23 protein-coding genes, 1 tRNA gene and 1 other RNA gene are annotated in these 16,418 nt (G+C 41.1%); 3 read left to right on the forward strand and 22 right to left on the reverse strand.

Translation table 11 applies throughout. The features are described 5' to 3' along the window. Window positions 1–11: 11 nt before the first annotated feature. On the forward strand, window positions 12–1,022 hold the full coding sequence (locus B1s21122_RS04770) for a Gfo/Idh/MocA family protein (RefSeq protein WP_095680371.1): 1,011 nt from the start codon (window positions 12–14) through the stop codon (window positions 1,020–1,022). Here the strand turns inward: B1s21122_RS04770 and B1s21122_RS04775 are convergent. After that, entirely contained in the window at window positions 1,019–2,593 is a 1,575-nt protein-coding gene (locus B1s21122_RS04775; RefSeq protein WP_095680370.1) for a helix-turn-helix transcriptional regulator, read from the reverse strand. The two genes, B1s21122_RS04770 and B1s21122_RS04775, sit on opposite strands and share 4 nt — an antisense overlap. A 151-nt stretch (window positions 2,594–2,744) precedes the next feature. Between B1s21122_RS04775 and trhO the strand changes: the two genes are divergently transcribed. Beyond that, window positions 2,745–3,653 carry an oxygen-dependent tRNA uridine(34) hydroxylase TrhO gene (gene trhO / locus B1s21122_RS04780; RefSeq protein ID WP_095680369.1) on the forward strand — a complete coding sequence of 303 codons (909 nt, stop codon included), beginning with the start codon at window positions 2,745–2,747 and terminating at the stop codon, window positions 3,651–3,653. On the opposite strand, the gene B1s21122_RS04785 is transcribed toward trhO, so the two are convergent. From B1s21122_RS04785 to B1s21122_RS04820, 9 genes are all read right to left on the reverse strand, one after another. Further along, window positions 3,642–4,103: a DinB family protein gene (locus B1s21122_RS04785; RefSeq protein ID WP_095680368.1), complete on the reverse strand. Its 462-nt coding sequence runs from the start codon at window positions 4,101–4,103 to the stop codon at window positions 3,642–3,644. The two genes, trhO and B1s21122_RS04785, sit on opposite strands and share 12 nt — an antisense overlap. 12 nt (window positions 4,104–4,115) lie before the next feature. Beyond that, complete coding sequence (locus B1s21122_RS04790) at window positions 4,116–5,240, reverse strand: FUSC family protein (protein ID WP_236861133.1); 1,125 nt, start codon at window positions 5,238–5,240, stop codon at window positions 4,116–4,118. Window positions 5,241–5,305: 65 nt separating this feature from the next. Next, window positions 5,306–5,569 (reverse strand): helix-hairpin-helix domain-containing protein, encoded by a 264-nt coding sequence (locus B1s21122_RS04795; protein WP_095680366.1) that lies wholly within the window; start codon window positions 5,567–5,569, stop codon window positions 5,306–5,308. A 17-nt stretch (window positions 5,570–5,586) separates the two neighbouring features. Beyond that, complete coding sequence (locus B1s21122_RS04800; protein ID WP_190278552.1) at window positions 5,587–5,946, reverse strand: iron chaperone; 360 nt, start codon at window positions 5,944–5,946, stop codon at window positions 5,587–5,589. A 1-nt stretch (window position 5,947) separates the two neighbouring features. Next, a complete protein-coding gene (locus tag B1s21122_RS04805) occupies window positions 5,948–6,430 on the reverse strand; it encodes a GNAT family N-acetyltransferase (protein WP_095680365.1) in 483 nt (160 codons plus the stop codon). Between the two features lie 4 nt (window positions 6,431–6,434). Beyond that, complete coding sequence (locus B1s21122_RS06400) at window positions 6,435–6,599, reverse strand: hypothetical protein (protein ID WP_190278553.1); 165 nt, start codon at window positions 6,597–6,599, stop codon at window positions 6,435–6,437. A gap of 2 nt (window positions 6,600–6,601) precedes the next feature. Further along, window positions 6,602–7,420, reverse strand: coding sequence for a Na+/H+ antiporter NhaA (locus tag B1s21122_RS04810; protein ID WP_095680364.1), 819 nt, complete (start codon window positions 7,418–7,420; stop codon window positions 6,602–6,604). A 27-nt stretch (window positions 7,421–7,447) separates the two neighbouring features. Then, window positions 7,448–8,005: a cation efflux transmembrane domain-containing protein gene (locus B1s21122_RS04815; RefSeq protein ID WP_095680363.1), complete on the reverse strand. Its 558-nt coding sequence runs from the start codon at window positions 8,003–8,005 to the stop codon at window positions 7,448–7,450. Between the two features lie 118 nt (window positions 8,006–8,123). Next, window positions 8,124–8,200 (reverse strand) — tRNA-Gly (locus B1s21122_RS04820). Between the two features lie 174 nt (window positions 8,201–8,374). On the opposite strand from B1s21122_RS04820, the gene B1s21122_RS04825 reads away from it, so the two are divergent. Further along, window positions 8,375–8,818, forward strand: a complete 444-nt coding sequence (locus B1s21122_RS04825; protein ID WP_095680362.1) for a GNAT family N-acetyltransferase — start codon at window positions 8,375–8,377, stop codon at window positions 8,816–8,818. On the opposite strand, the gene B1s21122_RS04830 is transcribed toward B1s21122_RS04825, so the two are convergent. From B1s21122_RS04830 to B1s21122_RS04885, 12 genes are all read right to left on the reverse strand, one after another. Continuing rightward, on the reverse strand, window positions 8,819–9,709 hold the full coding sequence (locus B1s21122_RS04830) for a DMT family transporter (RefSeq protein ID WP_095680361.1): 891 nt from the start codon (window positions 9,707–9,709) through the stop codon (window positions 8,819–8,821). Between the two features lie 27 nt (window positions 9,710–9,736). After that, window positions 9,737–10,063 carry a YciI family protein gene (locus B1s21122_RS04835; RefSeq protein ID WP_095680360.1) on the reverse strand — a complete coding sequence of 109 codons (327 nt, stop codon included), beginning with the start codon at window positions 10,061–10,063 and terminating at the stop codon, window positions 9,737–9,739. Between the two features lie 46 nt (window positions 10,064–10,109). Beyond that, window positions 10,110–10,571, reverse strand: a complete 462-nt coding sequence (locus tag B1s21122_RS04840; RefSeq protein WP_095680359.1) for a nuclear transport factor 2 family protein — start codon at window positions 10,569–10,571, stop codon at window positions 10,110–10,112. A gap of 398 nt (window positions 10,572–10,969) precedes the next feature. Next, entirely contained in the window at window positions 10,970–11,524 is a 555-nt protein-coding gene (locus tag B1s21122_RS04845) for a DUF2231 domain-containing protein (protein ID WP_095680358.1), read from the reverse strand. Between the two features lie 18 nt (window positions 11,525–11,542). Then, entirely contained in the window at window positions 11,543–11,956 is a 414-nt protein-coding gene (locus B1s21122_RS04850) for a QcrA and Rieske domain-containing protein (RefSeq protein ID WP_095675836.1), read from the reverse strand. Between the two features lie 9 nt (window positions 11,957–11,965). Further along, window positions 11,966–12,577 (reverse strand): hypothetical protein, encoded by a 612-nt coding sequence (locus B1s21122_RS04855; protein ID WP_095675835.1) that lies wholly within the window; start codon window positions 12,575–12,577, stop codon window positions 11,966–11,968. Between the two features lie 11 nt (window positions 12,578–12,588). Continuing rightward, on the reverse strand, window positions 12,589–13,131 hold the full coding sequence (locus B1s21122_RS04860; RefSeq protein ID WP_095675834.1) for a DUF305 domain-containing protein: 543 nt from the start codon (window positions 13,129–13,131) through the stop codon (window positions 12,589–12,591). Window positions 13,132–13,786: 655 nt separating this feature from the next. Continuing rightward, the gene (locus B1s21122_RS04865; RefSeq protein WP_095675833.1) at window positions 13,787–13,990 is read right to left on the reverse strand and encodes a heavy-metal-associated domain-containing protein; all 204 of its coding nucleotides are present in this window, start codon (window positions 13,988–13,990) and stop codon (window positions 13,787–13,789) included. 43 nt (window positions 13,991–14,033) lie between these two features. Then, entirely contained in the window at window positions 14,034–14,663 is a 630-nt protein-coding gene (locus tag B1s21122_RS04870; protein WP_095675832.1) for a DUF305 domain-containing protein, read from the reverse strand. 218 nt (window positions 14,664–14,881) lie between these two features. Beyond that, window positions 14,882–15,233, reverse strand: an RNA gene (gene rnpB / locus B1s21122_RS04875) — RNase P RNA component class A. Window positions 15,234–15,275: 42 nt separating this feature from the next. Beyond that, window positions 15,276–15,680, reverse strand: coding sequence for a reverse transcriptase-like protein (locus B1s21122_RS04880; protein WP_095680357.1), 405 nt, complete (start codon window positions 15,678–15,680; stop codon window positions 15,276–15,278). After that, complete coding sequence (locus B1s21122_RS04885; protein ID WP_095680356.1) at window positions 15,681–16,406, reverse strand: zinc ribbon domain-containing protein; 726 nt, start codon at window positions 16,404–16,406, stop codon at window positions 15,681–15,683. Window positions 16,407–16,418 lie beyond the last annotated feature (12 nt).

Below are 16,418 nucleotides of genomic sequence, written 5' to 3' on the forward strand. Positions count from 1 at the left end.
AGATTAAAGATATGAATGATGCTCGCAAACCACTTCGTATTGGAATATTAGGCGCAGCCCGAATTGCACCGAGCGCCATTATTTTTCCAGCCCAAGCAACAGGTCATCAATTAGTTGCAGTTGGCGCTAGAGATAAAGGACGGGCTACTGAGTTTGCCAAGCAGTATCAGATTGAAAAAGCTTATGGCTCATACCAAGAGGTAATCGATGATCCAAATGTTGATGTTGTTTACAACGCACTACATAACGGTGGCCATGGACCTTGGAATATCAAGGCATTAGCAGCTGGTAAACATGTTCTATCTGAGAAGCCATCTGCTTCAAATGCTGCTGAAGCCAAAGAGGTTGCAGCTGCGGTAAGTAAATCTGGCAAGGTGTTTATGGAAGGTTTTCATTATTACTACCATCCGGTTTTCCAAAGATTACTTGCGATAGTTAAATCAGGTGAGATTGGTGAGGTAATTAAGGTTGAATCATCCTTGCTTATTCCGATGCCTGATAAGGAAGATTTGCGATTGAAATATGATTTAGCGGGTGGCTCCATGATGGATGTTGGCTGCTACGCACTTCACAGCCAGCGAATGATTAGTCAGGCTGTTGCAGATGGTGAGCCAACAATTGTTAAGGCAGAGGCAAATGCTGCAGATGGCAAAATTGATACCAAGTTATATATGCAACTTAAATATCCAAATGGAGTAGCAGCCCTAGCCAAAGGTGATTTTGAATCAGAGGCAATGACTGCACCACTTACAGTTACTGGAAGTAAGGGAAGTGTTCACCTGCCCAACTTTGTAGTCTCTGGTTGGGATCCAAGAGTTATTGTTGAAGTAGGCGGGCAAAAACGTGTTGAACACTTGCCATCAATTTCTACATATACCTATCAACTCATTGCATTTGCTGATGCAGTTGATCTTGGTAAACCAGTTAAAACTGATGCAAAGGATGCATTAATCCAAGCGCAATTAATTGATTTGGCATATGAAGCTGCTGGCCTGCCACTTCGGCCAACTTTTAATATTTAAACCAATAACTTAGCTTTTGCGATTTCGGCTGCTTGCTTGCGATCATTAACCTCAAGTTTGCGGTAAATATTTCTTAAATGAGTTTTCATTGTATTTTTTGAAATATGCAGAGTTTTACCAATTTGCTCAATTGATTTATCCGCACTTAGGTATTTCAATACCTCAATCTCACGGCTAGTTAATTGCTCACCGCTAAATTCCAATAAAGTATTGCGCTCTTTTATCCGCTCTAAGCAGGATCTACTTAAAGACTCCAGCCATTGTGAATTTATCGACTCCGCTAAATTAACAATTGCTTCCAATGTTGAGTTTTCTTGCCTTAAGAAGATCTCTCGTGCTCCCACCTGTTCACCTTGATCTAGCGCCAACTTAAGGTACTCGCGCTGCTTTTTAACTCCTGCATCTTTAGTCTTGGATAACTCCAAATTCTTTCTGATCACCTGAAAAGGTGTTACTTCTGGCAAAGTTTTTAATGTATTAAAATCTGCAGTGACAGGTCGTTTTAAAATGCTTTGACCTAGCTTTTGTATGTAGTTAGCCTCAGGATTTCGATTAACAATTGTATTAATCCGGGCTAAATCACTTGATGCTCCCCTAACAAAAACTTCAGCTAAATCCACAAGCCAGGCCAATGATTTAGCATTTGGATTTAGCAGGATTTCATTTCTAAGGCTCTCAATTTTGCTAGTGGTTTTAGATTGATTGTTAGGGGTGCGAGATAAAATTCTAATCTGCCCTACCTCACACAAAGATTTAATAAATACTAGATTTTTCCCCTCTGCCTGGCGCCTTAAGCTTTCTAACTCTTTAAGTGCCTCTTCAACTAATGAGAACTCATATAGGCACCGAGTTAATACAAACTTACAATCAAACGGGGCAGCAATTCCGGTGCGCCCTGCAGCCTCCTCCAAACTAATGCAAGCTCTTGCTAACTCATAAGCTTTTTTGTACTCCCCATTAGCTAAAAGCTGCATCGCGTTAATTGCAGATTTTGCTTGATGCAAAACATTTAACTCATCTGGGTTGTCAATTTTATTTATCTCTTCGGCGCACTTGTCTATTCTTTTAGAATCTGAGGTGATTAAACTTATGCAGCAGATCAATCGAATTAATCTACCCTTATCCATTGGATCTAATGTTCCGCTCTTAATTGGTGAGCTAAGGGAGATCTCTGCATACTTTAAAGCTGATTTGTAATCTCCAATATGAAAATTGATATATGCCCGACAAAGACTACTTATTTGATCTACCCAAACTTTAATTTCAAGATCTCGCGTGATCTCTTCTAACTCATCAAGAGTTTTCACGCATTTAATAAAATCTAAATCAATTAAGCTACCAATAGCTTCAAAGCCTTTTGCCATAAATAAGTTTGCAGGTGATTCATCTAAGGCACTTTTTGCATGAGTAATAAATTCTTTACCCTGACCATTTAATGACAACTCAGCCATTCTGGTTAGATAAAGTCGATAGAAAAAATCTAAATCATTACTTTTAATTGCGTTATCGATAATTTTGTGAACGCCATCGGTAAAACCAGGTAGGGGTGATTTACTCTGCTCTTTGCTCACCCCTTAAGGGTGATACACCCAAGGCGATTTTCCAAGGTGATTTTGAGCGTAACGGGGTGAGAAGAAGGGGGATTTAATCTGATCAGCTAGTTCAGATCTTCAATTTGAGCGCAAAATTCTCACCCCTTCATTGGGAGGTTAAAATCAACTTATGGATCTTCCCAAGGTAATTCTTTACTACATCTTCACGCCATTATCTGATCCGGCTGCGATAAAGATTTGGCAGAAAAATCTTTGCCAAACATTAAATTTAAAGGGACGAATAATTATCTCCCCCCATGGCATCAATGGCACTTTGGGTGGGGAGATGAATGATCTAAAAAAATATATTCGCCAAACAAGATCATATGAAGGCTTTGCCAAGATGAAATTTAAGTGGTCTGAAGGCACTGGAAATGATTTTCCAAAGTTAAGTGTGAAGGTGCGAGCTGAGTTGGTGGCATTTGGCTATCCAAATGAGATTAAAGTTGATAAAAATGGCGTAGTTGGTGGTGGAAAACATTTAAAGCCTGCTCAGGTTGATGAGTTGGTAGCAAAACGCGGTGATGATGTCATTTTCTTTGATGGCCGAAATGCATATGAGGCAAAGGTTGGCCGATTTAAAAATGCAGTAGTTCCGCAGGTTGAAACCAGTAGAGATTTTGTGCAAGAGATTGAAAGTGGCAAGTATGACCATCTAAAGGATAAGCCAATTGTTACTTACTGCACCGGTGGTATAAGATGTGAGGTTTTATCCTCAGTGATGAAGACACGAGGATTTAAAGAGGTTTATCAAATTGATGGTGGCATTGTTACCTACGGTAAAGAGTTTGGTGATGATGGCCTATGGGAGGGCGCTCTTTATACCTTTGATAATCGGATGTCGATTGAGTTTAGTGAGAAGACAAAATCAATAGCTAACTGTGAAAAGTGTGCTGCCCCAGCTAATCGTTTTTATGATTGTCCAAAGCCGCCATGTAACTCTCTGAATTTATTGTGTGTCACTTGTGCTGAAAAACTAAATGATGAGATCTGCAAACACCCACAGCGAAAATACTCTAAGGCTGAATTAATCGGCTAACAACTGATTTGCGTGATCCCTTGGGTGATTTATATAGGATGAAAACCACTTTTTAAGATCATAAGCACCAGATTCAGTATGGATTCCAGCATTTGATAATTGTTCAAACTCTAATCTTTTAACGATTTCAAGGCTTGCTGCCCTTGATGCTTTATAGAAAGCTAAAGAGTTTTCAATTGGCAGCACGGTGTAACCCAAAGTGGTGTTTTGTGCCCAGATATTTTCATCATAACCTTGAATTGTCGAGCCTGGCTCTGCGATTAATCTTTTTAACCGAGCACAAGATTGGGATTCGCTATCTGCTAAATGATGGATTACCTGCCTGGCGTTCCAGCCATCTTTTTTAGGCTTATCTAAATCAGCCAGGTTTACCTTTTTAAAAGCTTCTAAAAATACATTTGTAGCCGCTTCATACTCAGCAGCTAATTTTTCAATCTCAGGATGACTCATGTATTTATCCTACTAGCGGCGCAAGAATGTGCGAAGAGTCAAAAGAATCCTTCGATACAACCGGCTTGTCTGCTTAACTGGGGATAGGCCAATTACCTTGGCACTTGTTGGCTCCCCTGGTGTTGTGACTGAGTGCAAGGCGGGTGAGCTCTCATCTAATGAGTTAGCGATAATTTTCATTTGCGAGACGATTGCAATGCATCTAACAAATTGGCTACGAGGTAGCTTATCTGCCATTGCTATCAATTCTTCAGTTAAATTATCAGCTGCTTGCCGCAAATCCCTGGCAATGTTGTCGATGATTCGCTCTCGATTTGATGATTGCAATAACTCTAGCTTTTCAGTAATTGCATTTGAGGTAGCAGAGAGTGCGTAAGCAATCTGGCGATCAACCGTATCTTTTCGATTTGGATCAGAGGTTGAATCAAATAATGCTCTTGCCATTCCCCTTATTTGAACCACCATATGTTCAATTGCTACTCCTTGTATATATAAAGATTCAGCCACATCAACTTCAGCAAGTGGTGACCATTTGGCATAACGCTTTGCCTCTATTGCTTGGCTTCTTAAAGTTGGAATCTCCTCAACTAATAATCTAGCTCTTGATAACCAAGCACCCGCCTGCTTTTGGGTGAAGCCACCGGCAACTCCCTCTGCCATATCACTAATTAACTCAGCCCCTCTTTTACCCAACCTTGTTATTTGATTAACAGTTCGACCAGCTGGGGTATTTGGATGTGAGAAGTAGGAAAAAATGATTGCAACTGCTGCGCCAATTAATGTGGAAACTAATCTATGTTCTGCTGTTGAGCCAGAGATTCCAGGACCAATAACAATTAATGCCGTTACTGGAACGTTTACCGAGGCCACCTCACCCAGGCGAAGTCCACGAGCAACAACTGAGCATAAAAATACGGTAGTGCCAATAGCAATTACCCCAAAGCTAAAGTAGTGAACAGTTAACAAGGCAACGCCTGCGCCAATTGCAGTTCCAACTATTTGTCCTAATCCTTCTCTTACTGATTTATAGAGTGAGATTCGAATGCTTAAAGCGCAAACAATTGCTGCTACTAAGCCGCCTTTAAAAACTAAGGAATCACCTATTACCCAGGCGGTAGCAGATGCAAGGGCGGCCACCGTAATTTGGCGAACCCAAATCCTGCGATCGCTAAATAACCTTATAAACCAGAGGAAAAAATTTTTCACGGGCGAAACTTAATTTTTTTAGCATTCATTAATACTTTAAGCCTTGCAACAGCTGATTTTCCCATGCCATGTAAGCCTTCTAATTCAGCCAGTGAAATCTTTCGAAGATCTGAGACCTTATATAACTTAGCATCAACTAATGCTCGCCTCGCAGGTGCTGCAATGTTGTATTCGCGCCACTCTTGGTCTAATTTCTCATAGCGATCTAGCTCTGCTTGTGGGATATCACATACTTGATTTGGCTTAGCTACTTTTCCCATGAGCTGATCTTACAACTTTACTTACCTTTTCTTTTGACCATTATCTGCACCATTCGCTGCGTCATCAGTTTTCTCACCAAAGTTTTAGGAAGTGGTGCATCAAAGTGCAAAGCACTCTTTGTTTGCTTATAAATGACTAAATCTTTATTTAAGGCTTCAAGCACTGAGCCACTGAATGGATAAAAGGAGCAACCAGTACGTCGGGCAGCAATTCCACAAACAACATCTTTTCCTAATTTAAAGGCAGGAATTCCATAAGAGATCCCCTGCTTAAGCTCTGGTTCAATCTCTAATATCATCTTGCGCATATTTTTAAGCAAGGTTTTCTCAGGCTCTTTTTGGGCTGAAATATATTGATCGATCTCTAACTTACTCAATCTATTTCACCTGCCTATACATTCCTAAGTACATCTGACCTGGTTTAGATCTAGATGGTAATGGCTTATCTGCCTCCACAAATCCTAACTTCTTATAAGCACTCCTAGCCCTTAAATTCTCTGGCCACACACCCAATCCAATTATTTGCCACTGATTTTCCTTAGATAACTTAACTACCCATTCCAACATTAATTGTGGAATTTCTTTGCCTCTAAAATCCTCGTTAATCCACCAACTAGATAGCCAGCAATCACTATTGCGATCTTTATCCGCTTTATCTACTGCAAGTAATCCAATATCAACACCATCTGCAACCACAAAACACCAATAGGTATTTTTTAATCGCTCCTGCCACTGGGTATCTTCAATCAATAATTCATCCTCATACTTCGCTCCAAATGCGTAAGGAGCATCTTTTAACGCACTAAGCCGAAGTGATTTAAGGCGGCTGGCACTATCTCCTACTACAACTTCAATTGCCACCTATTTACCTACTAAATAACTTGCTAAATATTCCTGACTTTTTTACCTGACCTTCATGGCCTTGGCAACGATCAGCTTCAGTAATACCGAATAACACCTCTTCAATATGTTCACCGCATCCAGACCAGGTTAGCTTCTTACATGTCCGACAAATTACCTTGCTACACATATCTAATTCCTAACTCTTCTGGAGCCAATAATCAAAATCAAACTACCAATAACTGCAGATAAAAGCGCAGCAACTAATAAGCCAACTTTAGCCTGATTAAGCAAAATATCAGAGGTATAACTCAAGTTTGCAATCATGATTGATACTGCAAGTCCCATGCCAGCAAGGGCAGATCCGCCAACTAATTCTAGTTTGCCTACCAACAAATGACTCTTAAAGAGTTTAGCTCCAACTAATCCAAAGAGTGTGATACCAACAATTTTGCCAACCACTCTAGCGATAATAATTGAATTACCAAGGTCTGATTGCAGTTCAAGATCAGCCGTTAGGGTTGGATAAACATTTGCAAAGACATAGATCGGCAAAATTACAAAGTTAACAAACTTAATAAAGTATTTTTCAAGTGGTGCTTTACCAATTAACGCCCCAAGCAGTACTGCGCCAATACTTGCCAAAACCTCTGTTGCCTTTAGAGCGCCAGTGTATTTAACACCTAAAACAATTATAGAAAGTAGATCATCAGCAACAGCTAAAGCTAATAAAAAGGTTTTTAAAGAAACTGATGCGCGTTTGCCTAAGGCAAGGACAACCAACATCACAAGTGCGATATCGGTTGGCATAACTAAAGGCCAACCTTGAGCTATTACAGGATCAGAATTTAAACTGATAAAAATTAATGCTGGAAATAGCATTCCACCTAAGGCAGCAAGGGTTGGCAGCAAAATCTCTTTTGGATGTGAGATCTCATTCCTTAGTTGCATGCCAATCAAAAAGAAAAATGGTGCTAACACCTCACTGTGAGCGAAAAATTCTAATTCCATGGGGATAGTTAATCAGATTACTGCTGATTAATGCTCAGTACTTCGCCACACCTTTATCGCCGCATCTGCATTTAGCATTCCAATGGCAAGACCAACTGCTAAATCTGGAATAGCACTGCTCCAAAAGATAGTGGTGATGCCAGCGGCAATAATTGCCACATTTGCTAGTGCATCATTTCTGGCTGATAAATATGCAGCTAGTACCAAACTTTTCGCAGAACTTCGAAATTTTGCTAGTAAAAAAGCACAAGAGAAATTAACTATTAACGCACCTATTCCAACCGTGGTTAATGAGATTGCATCAGGAGTTGATGGATTATTGATCTCATAGATGGTTGAGATCAATACAGAAATAGCAGGGACTAGAAGGAGGAGAGCGAAGAATTTACTTAATCTTTTTCTAGCCAACAAGCTCCAGCCCATTGCCATAAAGATCAGGATGTTAACGGAGGCATCCTCAAGAAAATCTATGCTGTCCGCGAAGAGTGCAACAGAGCCAATCCTTAGGGCAAAGAAGAACTCCACACAAAAGTATGCAAAATTTGCGATTGCAACTATTCGAACTACATTTCTAATTGAGTTCACTTACCCATGTTAGGACAATAATTGGGAATAAATAAAACAGGGGCCATATTTGGCCCCTGTTGCTCAATTGTTTAATCTTAAGACCGCTGCCAGTTGATCAATTAAATAATCGAGACTGTGGTGTAGATGACGAGATTTGAACTCGCACCTTCAATTTGGCAAAAATAGATATGCTGCCAATTACAACACATCCACATCACCAACGTAGAATCTCCAATATAAGCTTGTAGTGGGCATTTTTTGAAAATCTGTGGAAAAGTAAAATGACCCGGAGTTATCCGAGTCATTTACCTGCCAAACTGAAGTACTTAATTATTGCACATTACTTGATCACTCGCAGTAACTTCAAAACTCTTATATGATTGCGATATGAGCATAAAAATTCGCCCAATCACAGTCAGTGATAAAGATAGATGGCTTGAGTTGTTTAAAGAGTACATAGTTTTTTATAAATCAAAGTTAAGTGATGAACAGTTTGAATTAACCTGGCAGCGCTTAAACTCTGGCTTTAATATCAATGGCTTACTTGCTGAATTAGATGGTGAGATTGTTGGCTTCACCCATTACATCTTTAGGCCATCAACTTGGGCAGTTGAGGATTTTTGTTACTTAGAAGATCTTTATACCGATCCAAAGGTTAGAGGTAAGGGTGTTGGTAGAGCGCTAATAAAAGCTGTTGAAGATATTGCAATTGCTAAAGGATCAAAGCGGCTTTATTGGACAACTGCCCCGGACAATGAAACTGCTCGAAAACTCTATGACAAGGTTGCCATTACAGATCGTGTGCAATACAAGATCTTCTTAAATCAGTAATTAATGTCCGGCTGTTTTTGAATTCTTAGTAACAATTAAAGTACCCAATGCAGCCAGTGCCATACCAATTAAACCAATGCCCTTAATTCGTTCATCAAAAAAGTAGTAGGCCTGCACAGCAGCAAGGGGTGGCACAAGGTAGTAAAGACTTGATACAGATGAAGCACTGTCATTTCTTAGTAAGTAAAAGAGTAAGAATATGGAGCCAATTGAAAGAGCTAAAACAATCCAACTTAAGGCTAAGACAAACTCTAAGGTGATATTTACATTAAGTGGCTCAAAGATTACAGATGCAATTGCAAATATAACTGTTGAGGTAGCAAATTGAACTGCCGTTCCAGCTAGGAATGGAATATCTGCTCCCCCTTTTTTCTGCAGTAAATAACCAGCAGTTGTTCCAAGGAGTGCTAGAACGCAGCAGATAATTCCAAAGGTTGAAAAGCCGGTGGAGAGATCTCCTTCAAATAACTTTGGTGAGAGCAAAAAGAGAACGCCAATAAAACCAAGTGCTAACCCAAATACCTGGCGGTATGAAAGCTTCTCCCTCAGTAATGGAATGGCGAGTGCTGAAACTAAAATAGGTTGCAAGCTAACAATTACCGCAGTAATACCTGCTGGGATATCAATAAATATCGCATAGAAAACTCCGCCGATGTAAATAACATGCAAGAAAAGCGCCACAATCATTGATTGTTTTATTGCCGCCCTACTAATTCGAAGCGGCTCCTTTAATGCCCTTGCGATTAAAACCAAAACAAGAGTGGCGAAGAAGTATCTAATTGTTAAGAAAACAAAAGGCTCAGCATAAGGAAGTATGTACTTAGCGCCGATAAAGCCTGTGCTCCAGAGTAAAACAAATATGACTGGTGCAAATGTTTTTACTCTAACCATTACAAGATAGTAAGGGCTTTGTCTACATTAACCAAGAAGCGGCCTAAGCTCAACCTTACGATTACAAGCCTTAGATCCAGCAAATGCTAACTTTCTTGCTACATCAATACTTTCTGCCTGGATCAACCAAAAACCAGAGAAGTTCTCTTTGTTAGCAAATAGTGGTTTTCCAGTGGACAAATTCGCATCATTTCGATTATCAATTACATCTGCACTCTCTGGAGAAGCGAGGCCGCCTGCAAAGATAAATTGCCCATTGACCCGCAGTTGATCATTAAACTTATTTATCTCAGCCATTTCAGCTGGTCTGCCAGAGTTTGATTGATCATCTATTACGTTGATAATGAATTTCATTGATTAATTGTAGTAAAGAGTCGCCCTATAAGCCGGAAAGTTTGAATTAGCTCACAATTTGGGGAGCACTAGCGTCTGCAATTCCCGACTTTGCTTGTTTCTCTAGCCCTGCTGTAACCGCAAAAGTATCTTCATAAACATCGAAGTCATATGCCTTGCCCCAGCGCAGTTTGATTACATGGATTCCAGGATTTACGTAAGGTTCTCCATTTTCAAGATTGCAGGTTGCTACCCATCGGGCAACAACTGTTGTGTTCCATGGCCCTCCTTGAACTAAAACACTTGTAACCTCAAACTTAAGATTTGGCAGCACAGTCCCTACTCGTTTGAACCATCGACTCATAGCTTCTTTGTCATGTCGGATGCCACCCAGTGAGTTAGGACCTGCAAAACGATGGGTGAGGTTGGTAGAGGACACACCCTTTAACACTTCTTCATAATTGTGATTTTGGACGGCAAGAAAAGTTTTACGTACCAATTTCTCAACGATTGAACTGTAAATAAGCATGTGCTTTTGTCCCCTTCAAGGAGTTATCATTGACAATACTAAACACCAAGAAGTTGTTTGAAGTCAAAAATCTGCCCATAGAACTGCCCATATTTGCCCATGGTTTCCCCATAAAAACATTCAAATCTGCGACAGGTTTTGTCATAACTTGTACAACAAATATGCAGAAAGGTGAGCGCAGTTTTAACCTGCACCCACCTAATTGGAAGAAGAGTCGCCCTATAAGCCGGAGACGACATTGTTATGCGTGAAGCTACGCTCAAACAGTTCAATTGCCCTCAATATTGCCCCCAAAGATTGAGCAAGTTCTGCAATCAATAAAGAAGACTCATAACACTAGGACTGCGATCTACGAACTTTCTAACTAACTCTCGGCCACCCAGCGCCAGGAGTCTTTTCTATGGTAATCCTTGCTGGTCCTTAACGGAATTGTATTTGTACTTCCAAACACTTTCTGCACCTGAATGGCCAACTACATAGGTCATTCCAATCGCACAAACCGCCAGAAAAGCCATTAGAACTCCTAGGCTTGATGACGCTATCTTGCTTTTCTTATAGAAAGAAAAATATGAAAAAAGTACAAATGAGGATACGAGTGCAATGGCAAGTAAGACTAGGTAATTGCCCCACTGTGCATGAGACTTTGGAAGACCTACTACGGCCGATAGCGAGTATCCAGACGACTTGGCAGCAAGAACGCCTACTACAGAAAGTGCAAGTGCTCCTATAAGGGGAAGATGTAACTTCTTAAGTAGATTTTTCCAAAAAAGTCCTGCAAGCAGAAGAATTGCAAGCAATGGCAAAAGAACTACTACGCCATGAATTATCAGCGGGTGCGCTGGCAATTCTCCAAATTCGGCCCAAACTCCACTTGGCAGGAAGTAAGTAACAATAATAATTAGCGTTGAAACAATTGTGACTATCAAAAACTTTCGCATTGATGACAATCCCATCTATATGCTCAGGCTTAATTACCCGATGGTGGCTAGACCTTTTGAGATCTTCATTGGTACCCGAGCCAGCCCTGTCGTGGCTGGACCTAACGCCAAATCGCCGTCAGATTCGAATTCAGAGCCATGGGCATTGCAAACCCACCCTTTCTCATTTTGCGTGACAGTTACCTTTTGATGCGGGCATAAAAGATTAAAGGCAATGTATTTAGAGGTGCCAGTGCGAGCGATCGCAACTGGCACCCCCTTTACAGAACCAATCCTTGTTGCTCCACCAACTTTTGCCAATGCAGGCACCGCCTTTAGATCAACCGATAGACGGCCACCAGGAAGTTTCTTCACCGCTGTATTCGCTGCAGCGGGGACCTCACTTCCACCTAATGCGACAACTGCACAAACACCAGCAAGGAAAGAACGACGTGAGATTGGTTCCATTTTGATCCCTTACTTCAGCTTGCTATAAAGAGTTACATCAGCTGTTCCAAAAGCCAAGCCATCTGGCAATGAACCTGCTGGTAAACCCAGCACCGATGCGATCGTTGCAGCTACTCCTGGAGCAAGTACCAATGTGGTGCCTGCGTAAGCAGTTGTGCGCTGCTTTGCCTTCTTATCATTTGTGATCTTTGGCTTTGCAGTTGATGCATTGGTGATTGTCAAAATATCTACTTTTGCATCTCCTGCCTGAGGAACAGTTGCTGAAACAACACCCTTTGCTAGATCGATAACTGGATTTTTAAGTGTGAGGTATTGGTTGTTTGCTGTATTGAAGAAAATAATATTGCTTCCAACATGTTGAACACCAGCCTTATTTGCAGTTACTGGGATGTGAAAAACAACCTGGCTGGTTGCCGCACTCAGATTGTCACCAATAACAGCAGAAGTTGCTCCACCTTGAACATAAAGAATTACTCCTGCTGCTTCAAGAGTTGATGCAACTCCTGCAGCGGTCTTCATGTGGGTCATGCTTTGACCAGGCTTTGCAGAATCTGCAAAGGCCACATTTGAGCTTAGAACTAAACCAATTACAGTCGCAATACTTACAATTACTTTACGCATTCAATTTCTCCTTATTTTAATTTATTAAGTAGTAGTTTCATGGAAGTTATTTCTTTACTTTGTGCGGATTTGATTGCTTTGGCAAGTGCCTTAGCTTCCGCATTTCTGGAGTCAGAAATTAGATCAAGCATTTCAATTGCCCCCTGATGATGCTTGATCATCAGTTGCAGGAATGTCCGATCGAACTGGGTTCCAGTCAGACGTTTCAGTGAAGCAAGTTCCTTCGTAGTTAACATGCCAGACATCTGCATATCGTGGTCCATGGTCATTGAAGAATCTGTCGCTTTCAGCCAATAAGCCAACTGTGACTTTTCGGTGCCTTGAAGGCTCTTTATCTGGTTAGAGAGTTTCAAAATTGCCTGGTTGCGACTCTTCTTGAGAGCGGTTTCCGACATAGAAATCGCTTGTTCATGATGCGGAATCATCATCTGTGCAAACATGATTTCATTCATGCCTAGATTTTGTAATGACTTTGCATGCGTCGAAGCATTAGCGCCACTTGGAATCAGAATGACTCCAACAGCCAACAATAAAACACTGATTTTTTTCAGCATAAAATTCCTTTCTCGTAGTTAATTTCTGGACGAGAGAAGAATTAGATGCGAATTATCCCCAACTGAAGATGATTTAAATTGAGATAACCCAGATTTTTAGACAGAAATAGGGGTACGTGATATCTCGGTAGAGAAAATCGCTTCGCCGTGAGGGTTGATCTAATCGCACGTGAGAAGCGAAGCAATAGCAAAACGATGAACCCGACCACAACACATATTTCACTGCTGAGCGTGCTTCCCACAGAGAACAGAGTTTCTTGAGAATTTGAAGCAGCGCTGGTGGTTATTTGAGGTGAATGGCTATGTGTGTGCCCTGCGTGGCTACTAACTGCCTCAGATTGGCTAGTCGGTTGCACCGCCGATGCAACATGGCAGTCAGGTGCTGCTGCAGCTCCTGTGCTAAAAAGAAGAAAAAGGGCAGCAAGGGGCACGGCTAACCATCTGGCTTTCATACCCCTTAGCAGCATTGAAGAAGGTTAAAGGATAAACGAGAGTAATTCCAAGTGAAAATTGGTGTGTCTCTACAAAAAGTGGGTTCTCTTCGCCTCGGAGTGAGAAAGGACACTCATAAATGCAGGGGTGTCCTTGTCGTGATTGAACTTTGCTTTTCGCTCTTAGAAAAACCCAAGTATCGAAAATCTTCAGAAAGTTTTAGCTACTTAACGACAGAGTAACCAGCTCTTTGCACAGCAAGCTCAATAGATTCTTGTGAGATTTCAACTTCGGATTCAACTATAACGTTCGCTTTTTCGGCACTGGCGATAACTTCTGTAACTCCAGGTATTGTCAGGATTTCACTTGTCACCCGTCCTTCACAATGCCCACATGTCATACCCTTGACTTCGAATGTCTTATTCATTAAAACTCCCCACTTCTGTTTCTAGATTTATAAAGTTTATCAATTACGCACTCATCCGACTGAGTATTTTTTTCATCTGCTCTATTTCGACAGTTTGAACAGAGATGATTACTTTTCCAAAGTTTCGAAATTCTGGGCGGTTCGAGTCCCTAATCATCGTAACCATATGCAGGGCGCCTTCATGGTGGGTGATCATGCCCCTAAGCCAGTAAGCATCAAATTTTGAGCCGCTGAGAGAGTTAAGGGTACTTAATTCAGACTCAGTGAGCATTCCACCCATTCCATCACCCATCGAGTGGTTCATTCCGTGGCCCATCATTGAACTATCGCCAGCATCTAGAAGCCAATTTTTCATTTGAATAATCTCGGCGGCTTGTCCATCTCTGATTTTCTGAGCCAATTCAACAAGTTCGGTGTCTTTGGAGCGAGCGATGGCCAGATCAGAGATATCAACGGCTTGTTGGTGATGAGGAATCATCATTTCAAAAAACATTACATCTGAACCAAGCAAACTGGAGTTCGTTGAGTTGTTTTCTCCATCCATGGCTGAGTGGTTCATCCCAAACAAACCTGAAGAGCCATTTTGAGTACCCATTAAGAAAATAATGACGCCAATGAGTACTGCTATGACCCCTGATAAAATTCCATTTTTCTTGTCGATATTGATTTGCATGACCCACCACCTATCTGTACTTAAACATACTCGTAAATTCTGAAGGTTGCCTGCCACAAGCGAAGTTGTTTGTAGTCAGAATTCTGCCCATAGAAATGCCCATATTTGCCCATTGATTCCCCATAAAAACATCTAAATCTGCGACAGGTTATGTAACAACTTGTACAAACAAAATGCAGAAAGGTGAGCGCAGTTTTAACCTGCGCCCACCTAATTAGAAGAAGAGTCGCCCTATAAGCCGGATCCTGTTCTCTTGCGAGAGATCATCATCCATCTAGATCTGTAATTGCTTACAGATTCAAGCAACCTACCCGTTGACTCGAGCGAGTAGCTCTCAAATGCCAACAATCTGGTCTTGCTCCAGGTGGGGTTTACCTAGCCATATACGTTGCCGTAAATGCTGGTGGTCTCTTACACCACCGTTTCATCCTTACCATTATTGCTAATGGCGGTTTATTTTCTGTGGCACTAATCCCGCAGGTTACCCTGGATGGCCATTAGCCATCACCTTACTCTTTGGAGTCCGGACTTTCCTCGGTATTTTCATAACGCGATGATCCAGACGACTCTTCAGTGCTAATGATACCGAAGATATTTTTAAGAAGGAAATGCTTACATTCCGCTATCTAATACATCATTAAGTATTGAATCTGCATGTGAGTTCTCCTCGCGGGGAATCCACTGATATGAGACAAGTTTTGGATCATGGCTAGCAAAAGCTTGTTTAACTAGCTTTTGCATATTTGGATGCTTCACCTTCCATCTTCCACTCATCTGCTCAACTACTAACTTTGAATCCATCTTCACCAATATTGTGGCTGTTGGATCAATCTCATTAGCTGCTTTTAATCCTGCAATTAAACCTTCATACTCAGCCACATTATTTGAAGCAATTCCAATTGACGCCCCAACCTCTTTAAGGATTTGATCATTTTCATAAACCACTGCGCCATAGGCAGCTTTACCTGGATTTCCCCTGCTGCCACCATCTGCGGTGATTACAAAATGTCTTGGCATTTAAATTCTTACCAATATCCGCCGGCACTCTTCACATCTAAGTAATTCATCTTTGGCTAAGGATTTAATTCGATCCATCTCAACTGCGTTAATTGCCAGATTACAGCCGTTGCATTTATTACCAACTAAGGCAGCAGCACCAACTCCACCACCATTTCCTCTAATCTTTTCATAAAGATCAAGTAACACTTTTTCAATTTTGCCAGCAACTAAACTACGCGCCGTATTTTTATCTGTAATTACTTTATTAATTTCATCCGTTGCACTTTGTAATCGGCCTGAGATCTCATCCTTTAAGGTTTGAAGGGAGGCTAGATCAGTACTTAAAGTATTAGTTCGAGCAATAACCGCGTCGTTTCTAATCATGATCTCTAGCTCAATCTCCTCCAATGATTCTTGGCGCTTTTTTAAGGTCTCAACCTCATGTTGGAGTTGCTCTAACTCCTTTGGAGTGGCATTACCGGAGGATAATCTCGCCTCATCTTTTTTAATACGATCTGTAACAGTTTCAACATCAACCTCACCACGGCGAAGCTCAAGTGCGATTTGATCAGATTCTGATCTGACTACTGCTAGCTCATCATTGGCGGCAGTAACTCTTTTTTCAATATGAAGTAATTGTTCTATTTCAGGCAAGGATTTAAGTTTGGTATTTGCCTGCATAATTTCATTATCTAGGAGCTGAAGCTCCAAAATTAGACCTTGTTGCTCGGTAGATGCCTGCACAATGCACCCCCT

The organism is Candidatus Nanopelagicus limnes, from assembly GCF_002287885.2.
Taxonomy (GTDB): domain Bacteria; phylum Actinomycetota; class Actinomycetes; order Nanopelagicales; family Nanopelagicaceae; genus Nanopelagicus; species Nanopelagicus limnae.

Excerpts from the sequence above, each read along its gene's own strand:
- B1s21122_RS04770 (WP_095680371.1), top strand. The coding sequence starts at position 12 with ATGAATGATGCTCGCAAACCACTTCGTATTGGAATATTAGGCGCAGCC.
- B1s21122_RS04810 (WP_095680364.1), bottom strand. The coding sequence starts at position 7,420 with ATGGAATTAGAATTTTTCGCTCACAGTGAGGTGTTAGCACCATTTTTC.
- B1s21122_RS04880 (WP_095680357.1), bottom strand. The coding sequence starts at position 15,680 with ATGCCAAGACATTTTGTAATCACCGCAGATGGTGGCAGCAGGGGAAAT.
- B1s21122_RS04825 (WP_095680362.1), top strand. The coding sequence starts at position 8,375 with ATGAGCATAAAAATTCGCCCAATCACAGTCAGTGATAAAGATAGATGG.
- B1s21122_RS04860 (WP_095675834.1), bottom strand. The coding sequence starts at position 13,131 with ATGCTGAAAAAAATCAGTGTTTTATTGTTGGCTGTTGGAGTCATTCTG.
- B1s21122_RS04855 (WP_095675835.1), bottom strand. The coding sequence starts at position 12,577 with ATGCGTAAAGTAATTGTAAGTATTGCGACTGTAATTGGTTTAGTTCTA.
- B1s21122_RS06400 (WP_190278553.1), bottom strand. The coding sequence starts at position 6,599 with ATGTGTAGCAAGGTAATTTGTCGGACATGTAAGAAGCTAACCTGGTCT.
- trhO (WP_095680369.1), top strand. The coding sequence starts at position 2,745 with ATGGATCTTCCCAAGGTAATTCTTTACTACATCTTCACGCCATTATCT.
- B1s21122_RS04795 (WP_095680366.1), bottom strand. The coding sequence starts at position 5,569 with ATGGGAAAAGTAGCTAAGCCAAATCAAGTATGTGATATCCCACAAGCA.
- B1s21122_RS04835 (WP_095680360.1), bottom strand. The coding sequence starts at position 10,063 with ATGAAATTCATTATCAACGTAATAGATGATCAATCAAACTCTGGCAGA.
- B1s21122_RS04830 (WP_095680361.1), bottom strand. The coding sequence starts at position 9,709 with ATGGTTAGAGTAAAAACATTTGCACCAGTCATATTTGTTTTACTCTGG.
- B1s21122_RS04845 (WP_095680358.1), bottom strand. The coding sequence starts at position 11,524 with ATGGGATTGTCATCAATGCGAAAGTTTTTGATAGTCACAATTGTTTCA.
- B1s21122_RS04850 (WP_095675836.1), bottom strand. The coding sequence starts at position 11,956 with ATGGAACCAATCTCACGTCGTTCTTTCCTTGCTGGTGTTTGTGCAGTT.
- B1s21122_RS04785 (WP_095680368.1), bottom strand. The coding sequence starts at position 4,103 with ATGAGTCATCCTGAGATTGAAAAATTAGCTGCTGAGTATGAAGCGGCT.
- B1s21122_RS04865 (WP_095675833.1), bottom strand. The coding sequence starts at position 13,990 with ATGAATAAGACATTCGAAGTCAAGGGTATGACATGTGGGCATTGTGAA.
- B1s21122_RS04870 (WP_095675832.1), bottom strand. The coding sequence starts at position 14,663 with ATGCAAATCAATATCGACAAGAAAAATGGAATTTTATCAGGGGTCATA.
- B1s21122_RS04840 (WP_095680359.1), bottom strand. The coding sequence starts at position 10,571 with ATGCTTATTTACAGTTCAATCGTTGAGAAATTGGTACGTAAAACTTTT.